Origin of the sequence: Paraburkholderia sp. Cy-641, assembly GCF_011752945.1 — a bacterium.
Classification (GTDB): Bacteria; Pseudomonadota; Gammaproteobacteria; order Burkholderiales; family Burkholderiaceae; genus Paraburkholderia.
In genome coordinates this window covers 40118-61970 of sequence record NZ_VWWM01000016.1, presented here as the reverse complement: position 1 = coordinate 61970, position 21853 = coordinate 40118, and the positions used below count along the sequence as shown (strand labels likewise).

Below are 21853 nucleotides of genomic sequence, written 5' to 3'. Positions count from 1 at the left end.
CTTGACCTGCAACCTCGCCGGCACAACGGCTGTCACTGCGCCGCTGTAACTTCGCCACGGCTGCTTCGGCCTGTCGCACCGACTGGCGCATCGCGCCGCCTTGTGGAGTCACGCGGCGTCTGTCCGGGTCGCGCGGCTTCGGGTTGTGCCGTATCGGGTTACACCGCATTGGCCGCACGTCATCCGCCCGCCCCAACCGCGCCGCCGGACTGCGCCCCGCTTGTATGGGCCAGCCAGGCCCGGATTCAAGGTCACGGCGAACCAGCGCGCGCAAAGGCAACAGCACGAGGGTAAAGCGGCAAGCCGGGGCGCAGGCGGCCACGAGCGGAGATACACGGGCAAGCAGACTGAAGACGCCTCACGCGGGCTTCAGTCGCGGCGCGGGCATTAAAGCCACGGCCGAGCCGCGGTGATCGGGTGATCGGCCGGTCAGGCGCCCGGCCCGGCAACCCGGTTATCCGCTTTAACGCCGGCAGCGTGGCTGGCGGACGGTTTGACATCGAGGCGCGATCAGCGAAGCGCCCGACATCGCAACGACAATTGCACTATGCGTGCGCCCTGCTGGCGCGTGCGACGGAGAAAAGTATGGCGGGTCATTCGAAATGGGCCAACATCAAGCATAAGAAAGCAGCGGCCGATGCCAAGCGCGGCAAGGTCTGGACGCGGCTCATCAAGGAAATCCAGGTAGCAGCGCGCCTCGGCGGTGGCGAGATCGACTCGAACCCGCGTCTGCGGCTCGCAGTCGACAAGGCGTACGACGCCAACATGCCGAAGGACAACATCAACCGCGCGATCCAGCGCGGTGTCGGCGGCGCGGACGGCGCGAACTACGAGGAAATCCGCTACGAAGGCTACGGCATCGGCGGCGCGGCGGTGATCGTCGACACGATGACCGACAACCGCACGCGCACGGTCGCGGAAGTGCGTCACGCGTTCTCGAAGAACGGCGGCAACATGGGCACCGACGGCTCGGTGTCGTTCATGTTCGATCACCTCGGCCAGTTCCTGTTCGCCCCCGGCACGGCCGAGGACACGCTGATGGAAGCCGCGCTCGAAGCCGGCGCCGACGACGTCGTCACGAACGAGGACGGCAGCATCGAAGTGCTGTGCCCGCCGAACGATTTTTCGAAGGTGAAGACGGCGCTCGAGGCGGCGGGCTTCAAGGCCGAACTGGCCGAAGTCACCATGAAGCCGCAAACGGAAGTCGAATTCACCGGCGACGACGCCGTGAAAATGCAGAAGCTGCTCGACGCGCTGGAAAATCTGGACGACGTGCAGGAAGTCTATACAAACGCATCGATCGCCGACGAATAAGCGCGTGCCGGCCACGCGTCGCGCGCAGCATCGTGCAGGCGGCCCGTTACCGGCCGCCGCGCGCCGGCCGTTTCGTCGCACCATTCGTCGAACGATCCTTGAGTCGGGGCGCACGTCGCCCACGCGCTTCGCCGCACGTTTTGTTGCGTCACACGTTTCGCCGCGCGCAGCGCCTTCGGGCGCGCGAAGGCTAAACGGACAGCCGGCACGCAGCCCGCTGTCGAGGGTTCATTGCACGGCTGGGCCTGTCGCCCGGCCGTTTATGGTTTTCAAGTCTCGGGGATTCACATGAAGTTACTCGTCGTCGGTTCCGGCGGTCGCGAACATGCGCTCGCATGGAAGCTCGCGCAATCGCCGCGGGTCCAGCTCGTCTACGTCGCGCCGGGCAACGGCGGCACCGCTCAGGACGAGCGGCTGCGCAACCTCGACATCACCGAGCCGGCCGCGCTCGCGGATTTCGTCGAGCAGGAGCAGATCGCCTTCACGCTGGTCGGGCCGGAAGCACCGCTCGCGGCCGGCATCGTCAACCTGTTCCGTGCGCGCGGCCTGAAGATTTTCGGGCCGACCAAGGAAGCCGCGCAGCTCGAAAGCTCGAAGGACTTTGCGAAGGCGTTCATGAAGCGCCACGGCATTCCGACCGCCGAATACGAAACCTTCGCCGACGTCGCCGCCGCGCATGCCTACCTCGATGCGAAGGGCGCGCCGATCGTCATCAAGGCCGACGGCCTCGCCGCCGGCAAGGGCGTGGTGGTCGCGATGACGCTCGAAGAGGCGCATACCGCGGTCGACATGATGCTGTCGGACAACAAGCTCGGCGATGCCGGCGCGCGCGTCGTGATCGAGGAATTCCTCGCCGGCGAGGAAGCGAGCTTCATCGTGATGGTGGACGGCAAGCACGTCCTGCCGCTCGCGTCGAGCCAGGACCACAAGCGTCTGCTCGACGGCGACCAGGGCCCGAACACGGGCGGCATGGGCGCCTACTCGCCCGCGCCGATCGTCACGCCGCAACTGCATGCGCGCGTGATGCGCGAAATCATTCTGCCGACCGTGCGCGGCATGGAGAAGGAAGGCATCCGCTACACCGGTTTCCTGTACGCGGGCCTGATGATCGACGCGCAAGGCAACCCGAAGACGCTCGAATTCAACTGCCGCATGGGCGACCCCGAAACGCAGCCGATCATGGCGCGTCTGAAGGGCGACTACTCGAAGGTGGTCGAACAGGCGATCGCCGGCACGCTGGATACGGTCGAGCTCGAATGGGACCGCCGCACCGCGCTCGGCGTCGTGCTCGCCGCGCACAACTATCCGGATACGCCGAGAAAGGGCGACCGCATCAACGGCATTCCCGCCGAAACTGCGGATTCGGTCACGTTCCACGCCGGCACCACGCTCGCCGACGGCAAGCTGACCACCTCGGGCGGCCGCGTGCTGTGCGTCGTCGGTCTCGCGGATTCGGTGCGCACCGCGCAGGCGGCCGCCTACGAAACGATCAACCAGATCGCCTTCGACGGCATGCAGTATCGCCGCGACATCGGCTATCGCGCGGTGAACCGCAAGCACGACGCGCGCGCCGACGGCAAGCTCGAAAGCCGCTAAGCGGCGTTTGCACCGGGCGCCGGGCGCCGCGCGAGCGGCGACAGCGCGCGCCGCCGGGGGCGCGGGCGGCGAACTGCCGCGCCTCGGGCAGCCCGGCACGGGCACGCCGCACGCTACACTGGGTTTGCCGCGCTCGTCGCGGCAAACGGGCACGGAGCCCGCGGTTCGACCGATGCGGCAAGCCGCCGTTTCACCCGCCCCGCGGAGCGGACCGAACCCACGGCCCGCCCGCGCAAGCGTAGTCCAGAAACCGGCGCGGCCGGCGCCCTCTTCGAAGAACCCGCGGCACGACGAGCGTGCCGCCCTCAGCATCTGCATTCATGACCGATTCGAGCTACGACGCACAGGCCGTGCGCAGCTGGCTGCAAGGCCTGCAATCGCATATCGCGGACACGCTCGGCGCCTTCGACGGCACGCCGTTCGCAACCGACGCATGGCAACGCGCGCCCGGCGAGAAGCTGCGCGGCGGCGGCATCACGCGGATTCTCGAAGGTGGCCAGTTCTTCGAGCGCGCGGGCATCGGCTTCTCGGACGTCGCGGGCGACGCGTTGCCGGGCTCGGCAAGCGCCGCGCGTCCGCAACTGGCCGGGCGCGGCTTCGAGGCGATGGGCGTGTCGCTCGTGCTGCACCCGCGCAATCCGCACTGCCCGACCGTGCACATGAACGTGCGCCTGCTCATCGCGACGAAGGCAGGCGAAGCGCCGGTGTTCTGGTTCGGCGGCGGCATGGACCTGACGCCGTACTACGGCTACGAAGAGGACGCGCGGCATTTCCACCTCGTCTGCCGCGACGCGCTCGCGCCCTACGGCGCGGACCTCTACCCGCGCTTCAAGCGCGGGTGCGACGAATATTTTTTCCTCAAGCACCGCAACGAAGCACGCGGCATCGGCGGGATTTTCTTCGACGATTTCTCGGAGCCGGGCTTCGACCCGTCGTTCGCGATGCTCAAAAGCGTCGGCGAGGGTTTTCTCCAGGCCTACCTGCCGATCATCGAGAAGCGCCGCGACACGCCGTACGGCGCGGCCGAGCGCGACTTCCAGGCGTACCGGCGCGGCCGCTACGTCGAGTTCAATCTGGTCTTCGACCGTGGCACACTGTTTGGACTGCAGAGCGGCGGACGCACCGAATCGATCCTGATGTCGATGCCGCCCGTGGTGAACTGGCGCTACGACTGGCAGCCCGAGCCGGGCACGCCGGAAGCGCGTCTTTACAGCGATTTTCTCGTGCCGCGCGAGTGGGTGTGAGGCGGCGTCCGCGCTGCGCACGATCACACTCGACACGCTCCCGGTCACGATAAGGATTTTCACCTGAAGCCGAACGCTCACCCTGTCGCCCTGCCCCGCCGGATCGGCCTGCTGGGCGGCACTTTCGATCCGATCCACGACGGCCACCTCGCGCTCGCGCGACGGTTCGCCGACGTGCTGCGGCTCACCGAGCTGGTGCTGCTGCCGGCCGGCCAGCCGTGGCAGAAGGCGGACGTCTCGCCGGCCGTGCACCGGCTCGCGATGACGCGCGCGGCGGCCGCCTCGCTCGCGCTGCCCGGCGCGAGCGTGCGCGTCGCGACCGACGAGATCGATCACGACGGCCCGACCTACACGGTCGACACGCTGCGCCGCTGGCGCGAGCGCGAAGGCGAGGATGCGTCGATCACGCTGCTGATGGGCGCCGACCAGCTCGTGCATCTCGATACGTGGCACGGCTGGCGGCAGTTGTTCGACTTCGCGCACATCTGCGCGGCCACGCGGCCCGGCTTCGACCTCGCGTCGATACCGCCCGCGGTCGCACAGGAAATCGCCGCGCGCGAAGCCGGCGCCGACGTGCTGCAGGCGACGCCGTGCGGGCATCTGCTGATCGACACGACGCTCGCGTTCGACGTCTCGGCCACCGACATTCGCGCGCATCTGCGCGACCAGGTGAGCCGCGAACTCGCGCTGGCGGACGACCCGACGGGCGGCAACGCGGACAGGAAAGCGGGTCACCAGGCGCAAAACGAGGCCCACGGCGCAACCCACGACAAGGCCGCGAGTCATGTCCCGGCCGCGGTGTGGGACTATATTCTTCAACATCATCTGTACCACCGGTAACTCCATGGATATTCGCAAACTGCAACGCGTGATCGTCGACGCTCTCGAAGACGTCAAGGCGCAAGACATCAGGGTGTTCAACACCACCCACCTGACCTCGCTGTTCGATCGCGTGATCGTCGCGAGCGGCACCTCGAACCGGCAAACCAAGGCGCTCGCCTCGAGCGTGCGCGAAGGCGTGAAGGAAGCCGGCGGCGAGATCGTCAGCACCGAGGGCGAGGATATCGGCGAATGGGTGCTGGTCGATTGCGGCGACGCGATCGTCCACATCCTGCAACCGGCGCTGCGCCAGTACTACAACCTCGAAGAGATCTGGGGCGACAAGCCGGTGCGCATCAAGCTGTCGACGCCGAATCCGTTCGGCGGCGCGCGCGCGAGCGAGTCCGACGAGGAGGACGAAGACGAGGAAGCGCCGGCCGCGAAACCCGCGCGCAAGACGGCGGCGCGTCGCAAGTAAGCCGGCCTGATCCGGCACACCGGAAACACCGCTACCTTCCTCGCGATGAAACTGCATATCCTCGCCGTCGGCCACAAGATGCCGGACTGGATCGCCACCGGCTTTGACGAATACGCGAAACGCATGCCGCCCGAGCTACGCATCGAGCTGCGCGAGATCAAGCCCGAGCAGCGTTCGTCGGGACGTTCGGCCGAGAGCGTGATGGCCGCCGAGCGGCAGAAGATCGAAGCCGCGTTGCCGAAGAACGCGCGCATCGTCGCGCTCGACGAGCGCGGCAAGGACTGGACCACGATGCAGCTGGCGGGCGCACTGCCCGGCTGGCAGCAGGACGGGCGCGACGTGGCCTTTCTGATCGGCGGCGCGGACGGGCTCGATCCCGAACTGAAGGCGCGCGCCGACATGATGCTGCGCGTATCGAGCCTCACCTTGCCGCATGCGATGGTGCGCGTGCTGCTTGCCGAACAGCTTTACCGCGCGTGGACCATCACGCAGAATCACCCGTATCATCGCGCGTGAGCGTGTGAGCGCATAAGGCGTGTGCCGCGTGCTGATGCGCGGCGATGCGCGATGTCCGTGCCCGTGTCCCTGCGTATTGCAGATCAGGCATTGCCGGGCGACGACTCACGGGGCACCGGCCACCGATACTCGTCGATGCGCCGAACGATGCGTTTCGACGTAGCGTGTCCAGACATTTGCTCCGCGCCCCGCTTGATGTAATGATCGCTGCGCGGCTCGTTGCGGCGCGCCGATGCAACGCTCAGTCTACCCGCTCACCCTGCCCGCTCATCTCCCTCTGCTACCGTCACCGCGCCCACCGCCTCCACGCCATCCGAATCCCCTCCTTCGAGACCCGTTCATGCCCACGCCCGCCGCTTCGCTGCATCCGTTCGTCTACCTCGCCTCGCAAAGTCCACGCCGCCAGGAGCTGCTGCAACAGCTCGGCGTGCGTTTCGAACTGCTGCTGCCGCGGCCCGACGAAGATGCCGAAGCGCTCGAAGCCGAGTTGCCCGGCGAGCACGCGCGCGACTACGTGCAGCGCGTGTGCGTCGCGAAAGCGCATGCCGCGCGTGCCCGGCTCGTGGCCGGCGGTCATGCGAGGCGGCCGATCCTCGTGGCGGACACGACCGTCACGATCGACGACTCGATTCTCGGCAAGCCCGCCGATGCCGACGACGCGGTCGCGATGCTCACGCGCCTCGCGGGCCGCACGCACGACGTGCTGACCGCCGTCGCGGTGATCGACGCCGACGGTGCCTTGCTGCCCGCGGCGCTGTCGGTGTCGAAGGTGCGCTTTGCTGCGCCGCACGCCGACGCGATCCGCCGCTACGCGGCCAGCGGCGAGCCGCTCGGCAAGGCCGGCGCTTATGGCGTGCAGGGACGCGCGGCGGAGTTTATCGAGCATATCGACGGGTCCTATTCGGGTATCATGGGTTTGCCGCTTTTTGAAACTGCTGCCCTCCTGCGCGCAGCGCGCATCGACTTCTAGAACAACACTATGAATGAAGAAATCCTGATCAATGTCACGCCGCAGGAAACGCGCGTCGCGCTCGTTCAACAAGGCGCCGTCCAGGAACTTCATGTCGAACGAACGCTGTCGCGCGGGCGCGTCGGCAATGTCTATCTCGGCAAGGTCGTGCGCGTGCTGCCGGGCATGCAATCGGCGTTCATCGACATCGGCCTCGAACGCGCCGCGTTTCTTCATGTCGCCGACATCTGGCATCCGCGCATGGCCGGCGAAGCGCAACATCAAGCACCGCATCAGCCGATCGAAAAGATCGTCTTCGAAGGTCAAACGCTGATGGTGCAGGTCGTCAAGGACCCGATCGGCACGAAAGGCGCGCGGCTGTCCACGCAAGTAAGCATTGCCGGGCGCACGCTCGTGTATCTGCCGCAGGAGCCGCATATCGGCATCTCGCAGAAGATCGAAAGCGAAGCCGAGCGCGAGGCCGTGCGTGCGCGCCTGACCGCCGTGCTGCCCGCCGACGAGAAAGGCGGCTACATCGTGCGCACGATCGCCGAGGATGCGACGAGCGAGGAGCTTGCTGCCGACGTCGCCTATCTGCGCAAGACGTGGGCGACGATCCTGTCGCAGGCGCAGCGCATGCCACCCACGAGCCTGCTCTACCAGGACCTGAACCTCGCGCAGCGCGTGCTGCGCGATTTCGTCAACGACGAGACCTCGCGCATCCAGGTCGACTCGCGCGAGACGCATCAGATGCTGGCCGATTTCGCCGCGGAGTTTACGCCGGCGGTGTCGTCGAAACTGCATCACTACACCGGCGAGCGGCCGCTCTTCGATCTCTACAACATCGAGGCCGAAATTCAGCGCGCGCTGTCGCGCCGCGTGGATCTGAAGTCGGGCGGCTACCTCGTGATCGATCAGACCGAGGCGATGACGACGATCGACGTCAACACCGGCGGATATGTCGGCGCGCGCAATTTCGACGATACGATCTTCAAGACCAACCTCGAAGCCGCGCATACGATCGCGCGGCAATTGCGGCTGCGCAACCTGGGCGGCGTGATCATCATCGATTTCATCGATATGGAAAACGCCGAGCATCGCGACCAGGTGTTGGGGGAACTGAAGAAGGCGTTGTCGCGCGATCGCACGCGCGTGACCGTGAATGGCTTCTCGCAACTCGGGCTCGTGGAGATGACCCGCAAGCGCACGCGTGAATCGCTCGCGCATGTGCTGTGCGAACCGTGTCCGGTGTGCCAGGGCAAGGGGCAGGTGAAAACGGCGCGCACCGTTTGCTACGACGTGCTGCGCGAGATTCTGCGCGAGTCGCGGCAGTTCAATCCGCGCGAGTTTCGCGTGGTGGCGTCGCAGCAGGTGATCGATCTGTTTCTCGAAGAAGAGTCGCAGCATCTGGCGATGCTGATCGATTTCATCGGCAAGCCGGTGTCGTTGCAGGTGGAGTCGAATTTGAGCCAGGAGCAGTACGATATCGTGTTGATGTGATGCATGACATGTGCCGCAGCTCGATCAGGGCCGTCGTCGTGCTGCACGACGGCTGCAATGCAAGCGTCGGGGAGCATACATAGCCCTACGTACAGCCAGCAAGGCAAGCCTCGCCTTGCTGGCTCCCTTCCCAAGCTCAGGCATGCCAGGCGGTTATCACCTTATGCCTGACGCAGCCTTGACGCCACTGCCCGCGTCTTTCAATCTCCGTCAGGAACGCGCTGCTTTACGCCCCGCTTTACGCCTGTTATGCACGCCGACAGCGTAGTCGACATTGCCAATGCGCGCCGGAACAATCAATCACATCGGAGACTGCATCGACATGAATTGCCTCGTGCCTCGTTCAAAGGGCGCGTCACGCGCGCTGCTCGCGTTTCTGCTGGGCGCGGCGTGCGCATTTGCACCCACCACGCGCGCGGACACCCCACACGCCGCCGACGCCCAGGCCGGCAGCATGACGCCCGCCGCCTCGCAAACCGCAACCACGTTGAGCTGGAAGCTGCGCAATACGCGCATGATGATCCCGACCGCGAACGTCGAGCGCTCGCGCGAGCCCCTCGCGCTGCCCGATGGCCGCCCGCTCGATCCCGATGCGATCACGTTCACGGTCGACGGCACGACGCTCACGCTGAGCGACTATCTGCGCCGCACGCAGACCGACGGCTTCATTGTCGTGCGCGATGGACGCGTGGTGCTCGAGCGCTACTTCGACGGCTTCGGTCCGCATCAGACGCATATGTGGGCATCGATGACGAAATCGGTGACGGGCCTTCTCGCCGCGCAGTTGATCGTCGCCGGCAAGCTCTCGCCCGACGCGCCGCTTTCGAGGTATGTACCGGAACTCTCGGGCACGCCGTTTGGCGACGCGACGCTCCAGCAGAACCTCGACATGGAGGTTGCCGTGCGCTATCCGGCCGCGCTGCCACCCGACCTCGGGCTGTTCGCGGCGGTCGGCTTCGTGCCGCGAGCGAGCGGCGCGCCCGACAGCATCCATCGTTTCCTGCGGGTCGCGCTGGCGTCGCCGGATGCGCATGCGGACGGGCTGTGGTACTACCAGAACGGATCGCCCGAAGCGGTGGCGTGGGCGATCCGCAACGTAACCGGCGAATCGTGGAGCAAGCTGGCATCGCGTGAAATCTGGAGCAAGCTCGCCGACGACGATGCCGACATCGTGGTCGATCACACCGGCACCGAGATGGCCAGCGGCGGTCTCAACACCACGCTGCGCGACGCGGCACGCTTCGGCGAACTCGTGCGCATGAGCGCGGCCGGCGACGGCACGCGTTTTCCTTCGAACGTTACGCATCTCGCGCTGCAACCGGCCACTAACAGCGCGGCCTTCGCCAAGGGCAATCTCGCGCCGGGCCGGCCGGGCTACGGCTATCGCGACTACTGGTATCAGTTGAAGGATGGCGACGGTTCCTTCGCGGCGAGCGGCCGCTTCGGCCAGGCGATCATCGTCGATCCTCGCGAGCGGCTCACGGTCGTGAAGCTCTCGTCGTCGCCCGATCAGGCCGCGCGGCCGACGAGCGCAACAGGTGGCGCGATCGGCCACGCGCCGCTCGATACCGCCGACGCGCTGCATCAAGCCGTCGTAGCCATCGCAAAAGCGGCCGCGCAAGGCGGCACGCGATAGAGCGCCCGTTCATACATGCCACGTCCGCGTGACTGGCGTGCCACAGGCCGTTGCAGGCGAGGCGCAGCGCCCCGGCTTTTCCTGCAACGGCCGGACTCATCGGCCGACTTGCGATCGACCCGCGATTGACCCACGGCCCAGTCTGAATCCTGCGGAAGTTCACGATAACTTTCTCTTCTCAAACAAGCGAGCTTGCAAGAAAAATACAGATCCTTTCACGAAGCTGAAATACAAGACCGATAGTGTCGCGGTTCCTGTCAACTGCCCGACGTTTCTGTCAATCAGCCAACTTACAACAATATCGTGAAGACCAAAAACTCGACCCGCACCTATTCAATCTTGCTTTCCGCAATTCTGGCAGCCAGTCTCAGCGCATGTGGCGGTGGTGACAGCAACATCGGCGCCGCGGGCGGCAACAACGGCAGCAATGGTGGCAACGGCAACACAGGCGGCAATAACGGCGGCGGCACGGTTGACAGCAAGATTCCCGTGCTGACGTTCACCGATCCGCAAAGCACCTACGATCTGAACAACTATACGCAGACAGATAGTTTCCCTCTGCAATACGCGACGAGCGGCACCAATCTGCTGAATGCCGAGGCATCGGGTGTGGCCTACGATAAGGATACCGATTCGCTGTTCGTCATCGGCGACGGCGGCACCGCGGTCGTGCAGGTCGCGAAGAGCGACGGTCATGTTCTCGATTCCATGACGCTCAATGCCGGAGATTTCGAAGACACGGAAGGCATCACCTACGTCGGCGGCGGCAAGTTCGTGCTGGTGGAAGAGCGCCTTCGCCAGGTCGATATGTTCACTTATACCGCGGGCGGAACGCTGAAAAGAGCCGACGTGCAGTCCGTCAAACTGGGCACGACGGTTGGCAACGTCGGTATCGAGGGCGTGAGCTTCGATACCAAAACGGGTGGTTATATCGCCGTGCGCCAGTCGCAGCCGACCAGCATTTTTCAGGCTGCGATCAATTTTGCCGGCGGCTCGGCGACGGCGTCGGACGGTACGCCCATCCTGCCGAGCACGGACAATCCGCCCGTGTTGTTCGATGCGGACAAGACCGGCCTCTCCGCATTCAATGACGTGTTCTCGCTCTCGAACATCGTCCCGGGCACCGCGCCGGACTACGACAACGTCATCATCATCGGCGCGCCGGATGGCAAGATCGTCAAGATGGATCGTACCGGCCGGTTGCTGAGCAGCCTGTATATGAGCGCCACCGCCCAGAACGAAGGCGTCACCATGGGCTCGGACGGCATCATTTATGCGGTCGGCGAGCAGGCAGCGGGACCGAGCCTGCCGGGCCTGACCATCTTCAAGCCCACCACCGACAAGACCAATGTCGGCATCGGCAGCAACCTGTACCTGAAGTTCGATCAGGCGGTGCAGGCCGGAGCCGGCAATATCGTTCTCAGCAACGGCGCCGACGATACGCGCACGATTCCGGTCACCGACCCCACGCAGGTGACGTTCAGCGGCGGCGTGATGAAGATTCATCCGAAGTTCTTCATGGTCGCCAATACCGCGTACAACATCACGTATCCGGCAGGTACGGTCAAGACCACGACGGGCAGCAATCTCCCCGCCGTGTCCGATGCGTCCACATTCTCGTTCAAGACGATCGGCACCGTCGACAAGACCGCGCCGACCTTGAGCAGCAGTGCGCCGGTCGATGGCGCGACGGGCATTATCGGCAATCACCTCACGCTGTCGTTCAGCAAGGTCGTTCAGGCCGGTACGGGCAACCTCGTTATCAGCAACGGCTCCGATACGCGCAATGTTTCGATCGACGATACGACGCAAGTCAAATTCAACGGCGGCCGGGTCACCGTCACGCTCGCGACACCCTTGCAGGATAGTTCGCGCTACAGCGTGAAACTGGCTAGCGGCGTGATCACCGACCTGTATGGCAACGCCTATGCCGGTCTGACACAAAGCTTCACGACCGCGGCCGCCGGTGCGCCCGTGCCGACCGTGCTGATCTCGGAAGTGAATTCGAATGCCGACGGCGGCCAGGACTTCTTCGAGCTCTATAACTACGGCAGCACGGCAATCGATCTGACCGGCTGGAAGTGGGGCGACAGTCATGCCGACGTCAACGATGCCAACAATAGCGCGGCCTTTGCGGCCGGCACGATCCTTTCGCCGGGCGAGCATCTGGTCGTGGTTCCGGGTGTGCCGGGCACGGACGAAAATACGTTCCGCACGACCTGGGGGCTGGCAGGCACGGTGCCGGTCATGGCGATGCTGAACGTCAATAACGATCCGGCGAATCCTATCGGCCTGGGCAAGGGCGATGCGGTGATCGTCTATGACGCGAATGGCAATGTCGTGGCCGCGATGAACTACGGCACGCCCATCGAGGCCACGCAGGGCGATGGAACGCTGAAAGCGATTCCGTCGGCCCTGGGTACGGATGCCACGCTCGTTGCCGCCGGCAATCATGCGGGTGCCGTCTTCGTCGGCGGCAATGCGAAGGTGTCTGCGGTGTGGGATACCGTTTCCACCTCGGCGCCCAACTATGTCGAAGCCGTGGTGGGCGTGAACGGCGGCAAATCCGAGCCGGCTAAAGCGGCGTCGATCGGCTCGCCTGGGCAGTAACTCCTGGGCCATCACTGCCCGCCGCGTCGCGGTACGAGTCTCGTGAAAAACCGTCCGACTTTCTGTCGGGCGGTTTTTTTTGCCTCTGTTTTTTCCTCAAGCTAACCGTCACCGCACATCAGTCGAGATTGCCCTGACAGACGTACTTGATGGTCAGGTAATCGTCGAGACCATATTTCGAGCCCTCGCGGCCGTAACCGGACTCCTTGACGCCGCCGAATGGTGCGGCCTCACTCGACACGGCCCCTTCGTTCAGGCCGACAACGCCAGCTTCGAGTCGCCGCGCCACACGCTCGGCCCGCCGCATGTCGCGAGTGTAGAAATAGGCGGCGAGCCCGAATGGCGAGTCATTGGCCAGGCGCACTGCTTCTTCTTCCTGATCGAACCGATAAAGCGGCGCGACGGGCCCGAACGTCTCCTCGCACGTCACGAGCATATCGTTCGAGGCATGGGTGAAAACGGTCGGGGCATAGTAGTTCGGTCCTAACTCGGTCAGCCGTTTGCCGCCCGTCAGCACGATCGCGCCTTTCGATACGGCGTCTTCGACGTGGCGGGCAATCTTGTCGATCGCCTTCGCGTTGATCATGGGGCCGATCTGTGCCTCGGGGTCGGTGGCCGAGGCCACTTTCAACGCGCCGACACGAGCGGCAAGCAGTTCGGCGAATCGGTCGAATACGCCCGCCTGCACATAGATCCGATTCGGACAAACACAGGTCTGTCCGCCGTTGCGGAATTTGGCGGCCATCAACCCGGCGATTGCCGCGTCGAGGTCCGCGTCGTCGAAAACGATAAACGGCGCATTGCCGCCCAGTTCGAGAGAGAGCTTCTTGAGCGTGCCCGCCGATTCGCGCGCCAGATACTTGCCGACCGCCGTCGATCCGGTGAACGTGACCTTGCGTACCCGGTCATCCGCGAGCCAGTCCGCCACGGCTTCGATGCCCTGCTCCCGCGACGCGCTCAGCATGTTCAGCACACCGGCCGGCACGCCGGCTTCCCCGGCGAGTGCAGCCAATGCCAGTGCGGTAAGCGGCGTGTCTTCCGCGGGTTTGCCGACTACCGTGCAGCCCGCGGCCAGAGCGGGGGCGATTTTCCGCGCAATCATCGCAAGCGGAAAATTCCATGGCGTGATGGCCGCGACGATACCCACGGGCTCTTTCATCGCCCGCATCTGTTTGCCACGCTGCTGTTGCGGAATGAGGTCGCCGTAAGTGCGCGTGGCTTCTTCCGCGAACCATGCGACATACGACGCGCCATAGGCGACTTCGCCCCGGCTTTCGGCCATTGGCTTGCCCTGCTCCATCGACATCAGCGTGGCCAGGTCTTCGCTGTTCTCCACGAGAAGTGCATGCCAGCGGCGGAGTATCGCGGCGCGCTCGCGTGGCAGGCGATTGCGCCAGCTTTCGGCGGCCTGGTATGCCGAGTTTGTCGCGGCACGCGCGTCGGCGGGACCGCTATTCGCCACTTCCGCAATGATTTCGCCGGTGGCCGGATTCGTCACCGGATAGCGTGCGCGGGATACCGCCTCGCTCCACTCGCCGCCGATCAGGTTCCGGGTTCTGACCAGTTCTTCGCGCTTGAACTTTAAAGCCATGATGCGTGCCTCTGATAATAGGTGTGCCCGGATCGACGCATGCCGGGCCATACAGAGTTTCTGTCAGCCCTTCAGTGCATTGCGCACGTCGACGTGCTCGAGCATTTCGTCGAGCGTCTTGCGCACGCGTGTCACCAGCTCGTCGATCTCGCCTTCGGAATAGCAGAGTGCCGGCGCGAAGCCGAGGATGTTGTCGCCAAACGCGCGAAAGATAATCCGGTTGCGATATGCGGCATCGGCGATACGCTCCGGCAGTTTCAACGACGGATCGAAACGGGCTTTCGTCTTCTTGTCCGCAACCAGTTCGACGGCGCCGAGCAGACCGCGGTGGCGCGAATCGCCGACGAGCGGATGATCGAGCAGACTGTCGAGTCCGCGCGCGAAACGGGCGCCCTGCTTCTGACCGTTGGCAAGCAGTCCGCCTTCGAGATAAAGACGCAGGACTTCGAGGGCGACAGCGGCGCTGACCGGATGTGCCGAATAGGTTTGCCCGTGGCCGATTGCCTCGCCCGCTTTGGCGCCGTCGGCGATTCCCTGATAGACCTCGTCGGACAGGAGCAGCGCGCCCATCGGCGCATAGCCTGCCGTTAGTCCCTTGGCTACCGTCATGAGGTCGGGTTCGACGTGTTCCGCCTCGCAGGCGAACAGCGGGCCCGTGCGACCGAAACCGGTGATGACTTCATCCGCGACGAACAGAATATCCAGTCGACGACACGCGTCGCACATCGCCTTCAGCCAGCCTTGCGGCGGAACGATCACACCGCCGGACCCTTGCACCGGCTCGCAGAAAAACGCCGCGACATTCCCCGCGCCGAGTTGTTCGACTTTCGCTTCCAAGGCGCGCACGGAAGCCACGATGATTGCCTCGGGATCGTCAGGCGTTTCGCTACGGTAAGGATATGACGAGGGAATGTGATGCTGCGTCGCCAGCGGCACGTCGAAGTTGCGATGAAAACTGGCGATCGCCGTCATGCCCGCCCCCATCGACGACGAACCGTGATAGCCGCGTTCGAGTGCGATGAACTGCTTTTTCGATGGCTTGCCAATGGCGTTGTAGTAGTGCGTGATAAAGCGGATCGCGGAATCTATTGCGTCCGAACCGCCCAGCGAGAAATAGACATGGCGCAATGACGCGGGGGCAAGATCGATGAGGCGTTGAGCCAGCTCGATGGCCGGCTCCGAGCCGAAATGGAAGTACCCGGTGGCATAAGGCAATTTCGACATCTGCCCGGCTGCCGCCCTGACAATGCTCTCGTGCCCATAGCCTGTGTTCACGCACCAGAGGCCGGCGAAGGCATCCAGCAGCTCGTTGCCGTCGGCGTCGTAAAGCCACGCGCCCTTACCGGATTTCAGCACGGTGACGCCGCGCGCTTCGTGGGCGCGATAGCTGACTACGGGGTGAATAAGATGTTGACGGTCTGATTCGATAAGCGAGGTGAGCGACATTTTCGGGCTCCTTGATAAGCGCTTCTATCGGATAAGCAACAGGGAAACTGCCTGCACCCATTTGTACCCATTTGCACCCATTAAACCGCGACACTCGTGCACAGTCTTCCTATCAAAAGTAGTAAAACCGGCCACTAATTTTCCCGGAGACGATAGAGCGCTATGGCAACCTGAAGCTGAAAGCGCACGTTCGGGTCGTCGAGCGTGACGCCGAGAATCTGCTCGATGCGCTCCAGCCGATAGCGCAGCGTGCTGATATGAATACCCAGGGCACGTGCGGCGTGTACAAGCTGGAAACCTTCGTCGGCGAGCGTGTAGAGCGTATCGAGCAGCGATTCGCCGCGCGGACGATGGACGAGCGGCACGACCAGCCGCTCGATCAGCATCTCGCGCGCATCGGCATCCCCGAGCAATGCCCGCGGAAAAAGAATTTCCTCGAAACGGTGCAGCCTTCCGGGACGAAGCATCGGAAGCAGTGCGTCGACGTCTTTCGAGCCGACCGCCATGCCGTCGATGCCCGTATGCGCGCGACTGACGGCCATCGCCGCGTGCCGGTCTCCGATTGCCGCCCACAGGGTCTCCACGGACGCCTCGGCAGGCAGGATGAACTTGATCTGATTCAGCCACACCGCAATCAACGCGGACTGCCTCTGCGCTCTCAATTGGCATTTCAGAAGCTCGACCCATCGCTCCCTGCATTCGAGTGCTTCTGTCGTCAAAGGAACGGGTTCGCCGAGCAGCACGAGACAGATGCGATACGACGCGGTCTGACTCCAGCCGCATACGCGCGCGCGCTCGAGCGCACTCGCAGTCGCGGTGAATTCGCCATCGAGCAGCGCGGTAACGAGCGCATACCCAAGGCGATCCTCCTGCTGCGCGAGTTGCTGTTGATGCGTCAGATGCAAAGCGGCGACGACGCTGGCATGCTCCATTGCACGCCTGTCGAGTTCGTCGATGTCCGGGTTGTCCAGATCGAGCCAAAGTATTGCGACAATCGTGTCGTGCAGGCGAACGGCCAGTTGCATCCGATGCAATACGCGATCGCTTGCGAGCTTGAAGCGTACTGTCGCGGGTCGCCGGACAGTACTGGCATCGACGGGGGCATCCGAAAGAGAACGCGTAAACTGCGCCTCCAGCATGGTGATGTCCGAGGCCGGCGCGGAGCTTCCCAGGATATGTCCGGACGGATTCGTGAACGAGACCGCGCGGCCCACCAGCGTTTGCAGCGTGGTGGCAATGTCGGAAAGGCTGCTTGCGGACACGGCGGCATTCGTCAGTGCCCGATGCAACTGGTCTGCTCGCGCGATGATCTCGGACTGGAAGTTGATGATCTTCGCGAGGATTTCATGCGTGATCTGGCTGAACGGCACCGCCCACGGCATTTCGAGCAACGGCAGACCAACCGCGCTAGCTTCCGCTATGGCCTCCGGCGGAAAGTGATCGCGGAAATGCGGCACGGCCAGCACGACGCCGGCAAGCCCCGCATGGCTCAGTTCACGGACGAGCTGCCGCGATGCCTCGCCGCGCGCGGGCCAGTTATAGCCGGTAGTCAGCAGTAGTTCGCCGGGCTTGACCCACTGGACGATGTCCGGGTGGTCGACCATATGGACCCAGGTGATGTCCCGGCCAAGCTGTTCGCTTCCGGCCACGACTTCCGCTTCGCGAAGAACGGTCTCCCGGATGGCAGTGTCAAGTTTCATGGCGGCAACGATCACGCGCGGCGGCATCGGGCAAGACACCGCGACGTCAATCAGTCCTCCTTCGGCCGGCAACGACTCCGCTTGTTTTTCCGCTCAGGCGCGTGTCTTCAGCGACAGAATGCGGCGCGCGCCGTCGAACAATACGCGGTCGCCCGATTTGAGGTACTTGCGCGGCGAGTCGGTAAACCCGTCCATGATCGGAATGCCCGCCAATACCGCGCCTTGAACGAAAACGGGATTGGTCATATCGCAAACCAGGGCGGCGGGACAGGTGCCGCGCTTCCTGAGATTCAGCAGCGCCCAGCCTGTCGATACGCCGCCCTTCGTCGATTTGAATACGATGATCTTATTGACCACGCTCATGCCGTAGAGATCATGGTCGGGTCGAGCGATAACGCCAAGGTCGGGGTCGATATCGTATCGAACGCTCAAACCATGATTCGACACGATGACTTCGCCTTCGAGGCTCATTGTCATGCTCTGGCTTGCATTGAAAAAAGTGCGCTCAAGCATAGTGTCCTCATTAAGCCAGCGTACCCAGCGTCGCCGCCCGGATGCAATCGTCGAATCGCCGGAATTTCACCTGATAGCCCTGCCCCGCCATGATGTTCGCGAGTTTCGCCGAGTTCGTGACGAGCCGGCTGAAGCCATTCAACTCGGACAATTGCCGGGGCGTCATGAGGTAAAAACAGACGCCGGCGATCAGTTCCGCGCCGGACGCTTCGAGCCGCGCACGAATACCGAGTTGCTCGGTGGAAGCCGCGATCTGCGAATTCGTCGTGACGATCAGCTTGACTGTCGGGTGGACCTTCTTGCCTTCCAGAGCCTCGGCAATGGAAACGATCTCGAAGAGCGAGAGTTGAGGCGCGCTGAAAACCACCAGATCGGCCTCCGTGAAATCGCCGCTCCAACCGTGGTAGACACTATCGAGTGCGCCTTCGGGCACCTGAAGATGACGGATTTCTCTTTGGGTCGACATAGCCGCTTCCAGCGACCGGGCCTCAGGCGTCACGCCGACTATGTGAAACATCGCCGCCGAGCCATAGCTCGCGAGTGCGGCGCCGAGGTGTTTGAGCGCGTCGCTGTCGGGTTTCGACGTCAATCCCTCGAATACCGGCACATCCCAATAGCCGTTCAGTTGCCGGCCGACGCAACAGCCGAGCGCGCCCCAGTCGGCCAATTCCTTCGGCTGATCTTCGACATGCACGACGACATTGGCTTTCCGGCATTCGTCCAGATGAAAACCGTATCGGGGCACGCGCCCTGTCAGCGACGCGGCCAATGCCGCAGGACCCGACTCGTAATTCGATCGGGCGCCGAATACGGAGTTGGCATAGATCACGGACCCGGTATCTCCCCACGCTACATGCTCGCCAAAATACGGTTGCAGCGTGGTTTGATACACGATGCAGTTACTGCAATTCAGAAGACCGATCTTCTCGAATGCGGCGACGGTCCGCGTTTCGATTTCCTTCGTCGTTTCCAACTGCTTCAACGTGCATCGAGGCTCGAACGCATAGCCTCGCGGGTCCGTGACCGCTTTCACGGCACAGCGGGCGCCGCTGCGCGCGACCTGCTCCAGATATTCGACTCCGGCCAGACCCAATTCCTCGACGTCGCCCGAAGCATGCACCGAGCTGATCTTCACCATATCTTCGGCGCCGAAGTATTCGCCGACTTCGACCTGCATCTTCAGCGCTACGCGCATTACCTCGCCGTGCTCTCCATTGAGCATGGCGATTTCTTCGTCCGTCAGCTTCATCGAGGTCAGCTCCCGTCAGAACAGATTCGTACCTGCTATCTCTTCGCGTTGGAATCGAAACGCCGGCCAAACCTGTGGATCGCCACTTCCAGAATTTTGTCGGTCAGATAGCCGAGGATGCCCAGAGTGAAAATACCCACGAAGATTTTGTCGGTTGCCATCCAGAGCCGGGCATTGAGAATCGAATAACCTATCCCCGCATTGGCCGCGAGCATCTCGGCGGCGATGACCGTCATGAAGGCGATGCCCATGGCAATGCGCATCCCCTGCAGAATCGGCGTCACGGCGGCCGGCACGATCACCCATCTGAAGATCTGCCATTCCGTGGCGCCGAACATCTGGGCCGCGCGAATCTTGTTGGTGTGAACACCGGCTACGCCAAGCGCGGTACTCAGCGATACGGTAAAAACCGTGCCGTAGATGATGATGAAGATCTTCGATTCCTCGCCGACGCCAAACCAGATCATCGCGGGCGAGACCCAGGCAATAGGCGGAATGAAACGGAAGAACTGCAGATACGGATTGAACAGCGAGCGGACTATCGGGAAAAAACCGACCAGCAGGCCCAGAACGATGCCGATCACGGAGCCGATTAAAAAGCCGGCCAGAATACGGAACATGCTCGCGCCGATGTCGACGAAGATACTGCCGCTCTGGATCTCCGCGATGGCCTCGGTGCCGACCTGCAAAGGCCCCGGAAACAGGATCGAGGAGAACATATAGGTACTCACCAGATGCCAGATGAGCACACCGGCCGACAACGAGGCGAGCAACATGATGGTCGAAGCCAACGTGGAACGACGCTTCGACGCCCGCTTCTTTTTCAGTGATCCGAAGGGGGTTTGCATAATACCGGAGGTCTCTGGGCTCATGATGTCACGCGATCGGTTTGAACACCAAGCACTTCGTCGGCAATCAGGCTCGAAATGCGGGAATAAAGCTCGCCGAACCTGGGGTTGCTGCGGTCCCGGGGGCGGTCGAGATCACAGTTCACGATCTCCTTGACGTTGGAACGCGGTCCGCGCTTCAAGACAACGATCCGGTCGGCGAGCGTGATCGCCTCGGCAATGTCATGCGTGACGAAAAACACCGTGCGCTGCGTCTTTTGCCAGATGGTCGCCAGTTCGTCTTGCAGCACGATTCGGGTCTGCGCATCGAGCTGGCCGAATGGTTCGTCCATCAGCAGGACTTTCGACTCGCAGGCCAGTACTCGTGCGACATTCACGCGCTGCTTCATGCCGCCCGACAGTTCAGCCGGATATTTGTGCTCCTGTCCGCGCAGACCGACGAGTGCCAGATATTGCCGCGCCTTGGCCGCGCGCTCGGTTTTTTTCATTCCCGACACGCGCAGGCCGAATTCGACATTGGCCTGCGCGGTAAGCCAGTGATAGAGAGAATCGTCGCCCTGAAATACGACGCCGCGCTCCACACCCGGGCCGTCGATCGGGCGGCCGTCCATATGGATGCTGCCCGCCGTGGGCGACTCGAATCCGGCGATCAGATTCAGTACGGTCGTCTTTCCGCAACCGCTCGGACCGAGAATGCACATGAACTCGCCGCGCACCAGCGACAACGATAAATCCCGCAGAATGTCGGGGCTATCCGCCGGCAAGGAAGCATGTTTGAACGACACATCTCGAATCGATACCAGGCTCGCATTGCTCATGGCTGCACCTGCTCCGTCACGATTTCGGTTGAGAATTCGCCTTTGACGACGCGTCGGCATTCGAGCGGTCGATGAGAACAGGGGTGATCAATTTGTCGATCAGCGCCTTCGGATCGAAGGGCTGCACCGTTCCCTGCTGTTTCACCCATTCGGCGATGCTCACCATGTCCTTTGGAAAGGCAGGCGGCATGTCGACGACGAACTGCACGCTATCCATCATCTGTTCGGCATCCGCCGTGGAAATCCGGAAGGTTTTCGACATCAAGGCCACCGCAGCCGGACGGTTCTTCCTGTCGTTCAGCCAGGCCGTCGCATTCCTGATGGCGGTAAAGGCTTTTTTGGCATCCTCAGGACGCTGATTCAGCAATTCGTCCGAAAACATCAGGAAGAACTGCATCGTATAGATGCCGTTATCGCCCGACCATCCGATCACCTTCGTGTTCGGCATCACCGCCTTCAGGCGGGTGAACCACGGGTCCCACGAAAACATGGCCTGAATGTCGCCGCGCGCCATGGTCGCGACCAGTTCAGGCGGAGCGACATTCACGAGCTTCAGTTTCTCCCGGGCGATACCGTAATGGTCGAGGTAGCGATTCAGGTAGTAGTCGCTGGCCGTGCCCTTCGAGTAGCCCACGCTCTTACCGACGAGATCGCCCGCGTTATTGATGCCGTTTATCGCAGCGAGGCCAATCAGGTGATTGCTGTAGACGCCGCGGGCGACGGCCTTGACTTTGGCGCCCTTCGCCGCCGCGATGATCGCCGGCAGTTCGGCGACGAGCGCGATATCCGAATCGCCCGCCACGACCGATTCCAGAGCCAGCCCCCCTGCGGGGAATTGCTTGATCGTGGCATCGAGGCCCTGATTTTTCATAAACCCCTGATCCACGGCGACGATCAGGGACATGAAGCTTCCGTCCGCTCCGGTGGCGAGGCGAATCGGCGCGGCAACCGCGCTGCCGGCAAAAGCCCCGGCCATCAGCGTTACAGCAAGAAGTGCTAGATTGAAGAAATGGCGTTTCATGCTTT

At 63.2% G+C, this 21853-nt stretch carries 18 protein-coding genes; 10 read left to right on the top strand and 8 right to left on the bottom strand.

What is annotated here, in order from left to right; genetic code table 11:
• Positions 1-585: 585 nt before the first annotated feature.
• The 10 genes from F3J20_RS10640 (at position 586) to F3J20_RS10595 (ending at position 12662) form a co-directional block, all read left to right on the top strand.
• Entirely contained in the window at positions 586-1314 is a 729-nt protein-coding gene (locus F3J20_RS10640) for a YebC/PmpR family DNA-binding transcriptional regulator (RefSeq protein ID WP_167283350.1), read from the top strand.
• A 288-nt stretch (positions 1315-1602) separates the two neighbouring features.
• Entirely contained in the window at positions 1603-2910 is a 1308-nt protein-coding gene (gene purD / locus F3J20_RS10635) for a phosphoribosylamine--glycine ligase (RefSeq protein WP_167283349.1), read from the top strand.
• A 320-nt stretch (positions 2911-3230) separates the two neighbouring features.
• On the top strand, positions 3231-4154 hold the full coding sequence (gene hemF, locus F3J20_RS10630) for an oxygen-dependent coproporphyrinogen oxidase (protein WP_167283348.1): 924 nt from the start codon (positions 3231-3233) through the stop codon (positions 4152-4154).
• A gap of 63 nt (positions 4155-4217) precedes the next feature.
• Positions 4218-4994 (top strand): nicotinate-nucleotide adenylyltransferase, encoded by a 777-nt coding sequence (locus F3J20_RS10625; RefSeq protein WP_167048004.1) that lies wholly within the window; start codon positions 4218-4220, stop codon positions 4992-4994.
• 4 nt (positions 4995-4998) lie between these two features.
• On the top strand, positions 4999-5451 hold the full coding sequence (rsfS, locus tag F3J20_RS10620) for a ribosome silencing factor (protein WP_167047866.1): 453 nt from the start codon (positions 4999-5001) through the stop codon (positions 5449-5451).
• A gap of 45 nt (positions 5452-5496) precedes the next feature.
• Positions 5497-5967 carry a 23S rRNA (pseudouridine(1915)-N(3))-methyltransferase RlmH gene (rlmH, locus tag F3J20_RS10615; protein WP_008919684.1) on the top strand — a complete coding sequence of 157 codons (471 nt, stop codon included), beginning with the start codon at positions 5497-5499 and terminating at the stop codon, positions 5965-5967.
• Positions 5968-6307: 340 nt separating this feature from the next.
• Positions 6308-6937, top strand: a complete 630-nt coding sequence (locus F3J20_RS10610) for a Maf family protein (protein ID WP_167047869.1) — start codon at positions 6308-6310, stop codon at positions 6935-6937.
• Between the two features lie 9 nt (positions 6938-6946).
• Complete coding sequence (gene rng / locus F3J20_RS10605; RefSeq protein WP_167047872.1) at positions 6947-8416, top strand: ribonuclease G; 1470 nt, start codon at positions 6947-6949, stop codon at positions 8414-8416.
• Positions 8417-8750: 334 nt separating this feature from the next.
• Positions 8751-10052, top strand: coding sequence for a serine hydrolase (locus tag F3J20_RS10600; protein ID WP_345889862.1), 1302 nt, complete (start codon positions 8751-8753; stop codon positions 10050-10052).
• A gap of 303 nt (positions 10053-10355) precedes the next feature.
• Entirely contained in the window at positions 10356-12662 is a 2307-nt protein-coding gene (locus tag F3J20_RS10595; RefSeq protein ID WP_345889861.1) for an SdiA-regulated domain-containing protein, read from the top strand.
• A 118-nt stretch (positions 12663-12780) separates the two neighbouring features.
• Here F3J20_RS10595 and F3J20_RS10590 read toward each other — a convergent pair whose 3' ends face one another.
• The 8 genes from F3J20_RS10590 to F3J20_RS10555 form a co-directional block, all read right to left on the bottom strand.
• Complete coding sequence (locus tag F3J20_RS10590; protein WP_167283347.1) at positions 12781-14253, bottom strand: NAD-dependent succinate-semialdehyde dehydrogenase; 1473 nt, start codon at positions 14251-14253, stop codon at positions 12781-12783.
• A gap of 63 nt (positions 14254-14316) precedes the next feature.
• Positions 14317-15699, bottom strand: a complete 1383-nt coding sequence (locus tag F3J20_RS10585; protein ID WP_167283346.1) for an aspartate aminotransferase family protein — start codon at positions 15697-15699, stop codon at positions 14317-14319.
• A 134-nt stretch (positions 15700-15833) separates the two neighbouring features.
• Positions 15834-17399, bottom strand: coding sequence for a PucR family transcriptional regulator (locus F3J20_RS10580; protein WP_167283345.1), 1566 nt, complete (start codon positions 17397-17399; stop codon positions 15834-15836).
• Between the two features lie 93 nt (positions 17400-17492).
• Positions 17493-17870, bottom strand: coding sequence for a DUF126 domain-containing protein (locus tag F3J20_RS10575; RefSeq protein WP_240159219.1), 378 nt, complete (start codon positions 17868-17870; stop codon positions 17493-17495).
• Between the two features lie 52 nt (positions 17871-17922).
• The gene (locus F3J20_RS10570) at positions 17923-19161 is read right to left on the bottom strand and encodes an aconitase X catalytic domain-containing protein (RefSeq protein ID WP_167283344.1); all 1239 of its coding nucleotides are present in this window, start codon (positions 19159-19161) and stop codon (positions 17923-17925) included.
• Positions 19162-19196: 35 nt separating this feature from the next.
• The gene (locus tag F3J20_RS10565) at positions 19197-20033 is read right to left on the bottom strand and encodes an ABC transporter permease (protein WP_240159220.1); all 837 of its coding nucleotides are present in this window, start codon (positions 20031-20033) and stop codon (positions 19197-19199) included.
• Entirely contained in the window at positions 20030-20887 is an 858-nt protein-coding gene (locus F3J20_RS10560) for an ABC transporter ATP-binding protein (protein WP_240159221.1), read from the bottom strand. Before F3J20_RS10560 ends, F3J20_RS10565 begins: the two co-directional genes overlap by 4 nt.
• Complete coding sequence (locus tag F3J20_RS10555; protein ID WP_167283343.1) at positions 20844-21848, bottom strand: ABC transporter substrate-binding protein; 1005 nt, start codon at positions 21846-21848, stop codon at positions 20844-20846. The genes F3J20_RS10560 and F3J20_RS10555 overlap by 44 nt, the downstream gene beginning before the upstream one ends.
• Between the last annotated feature and the right edge of the window lie 5 nt (positions 21849-21853).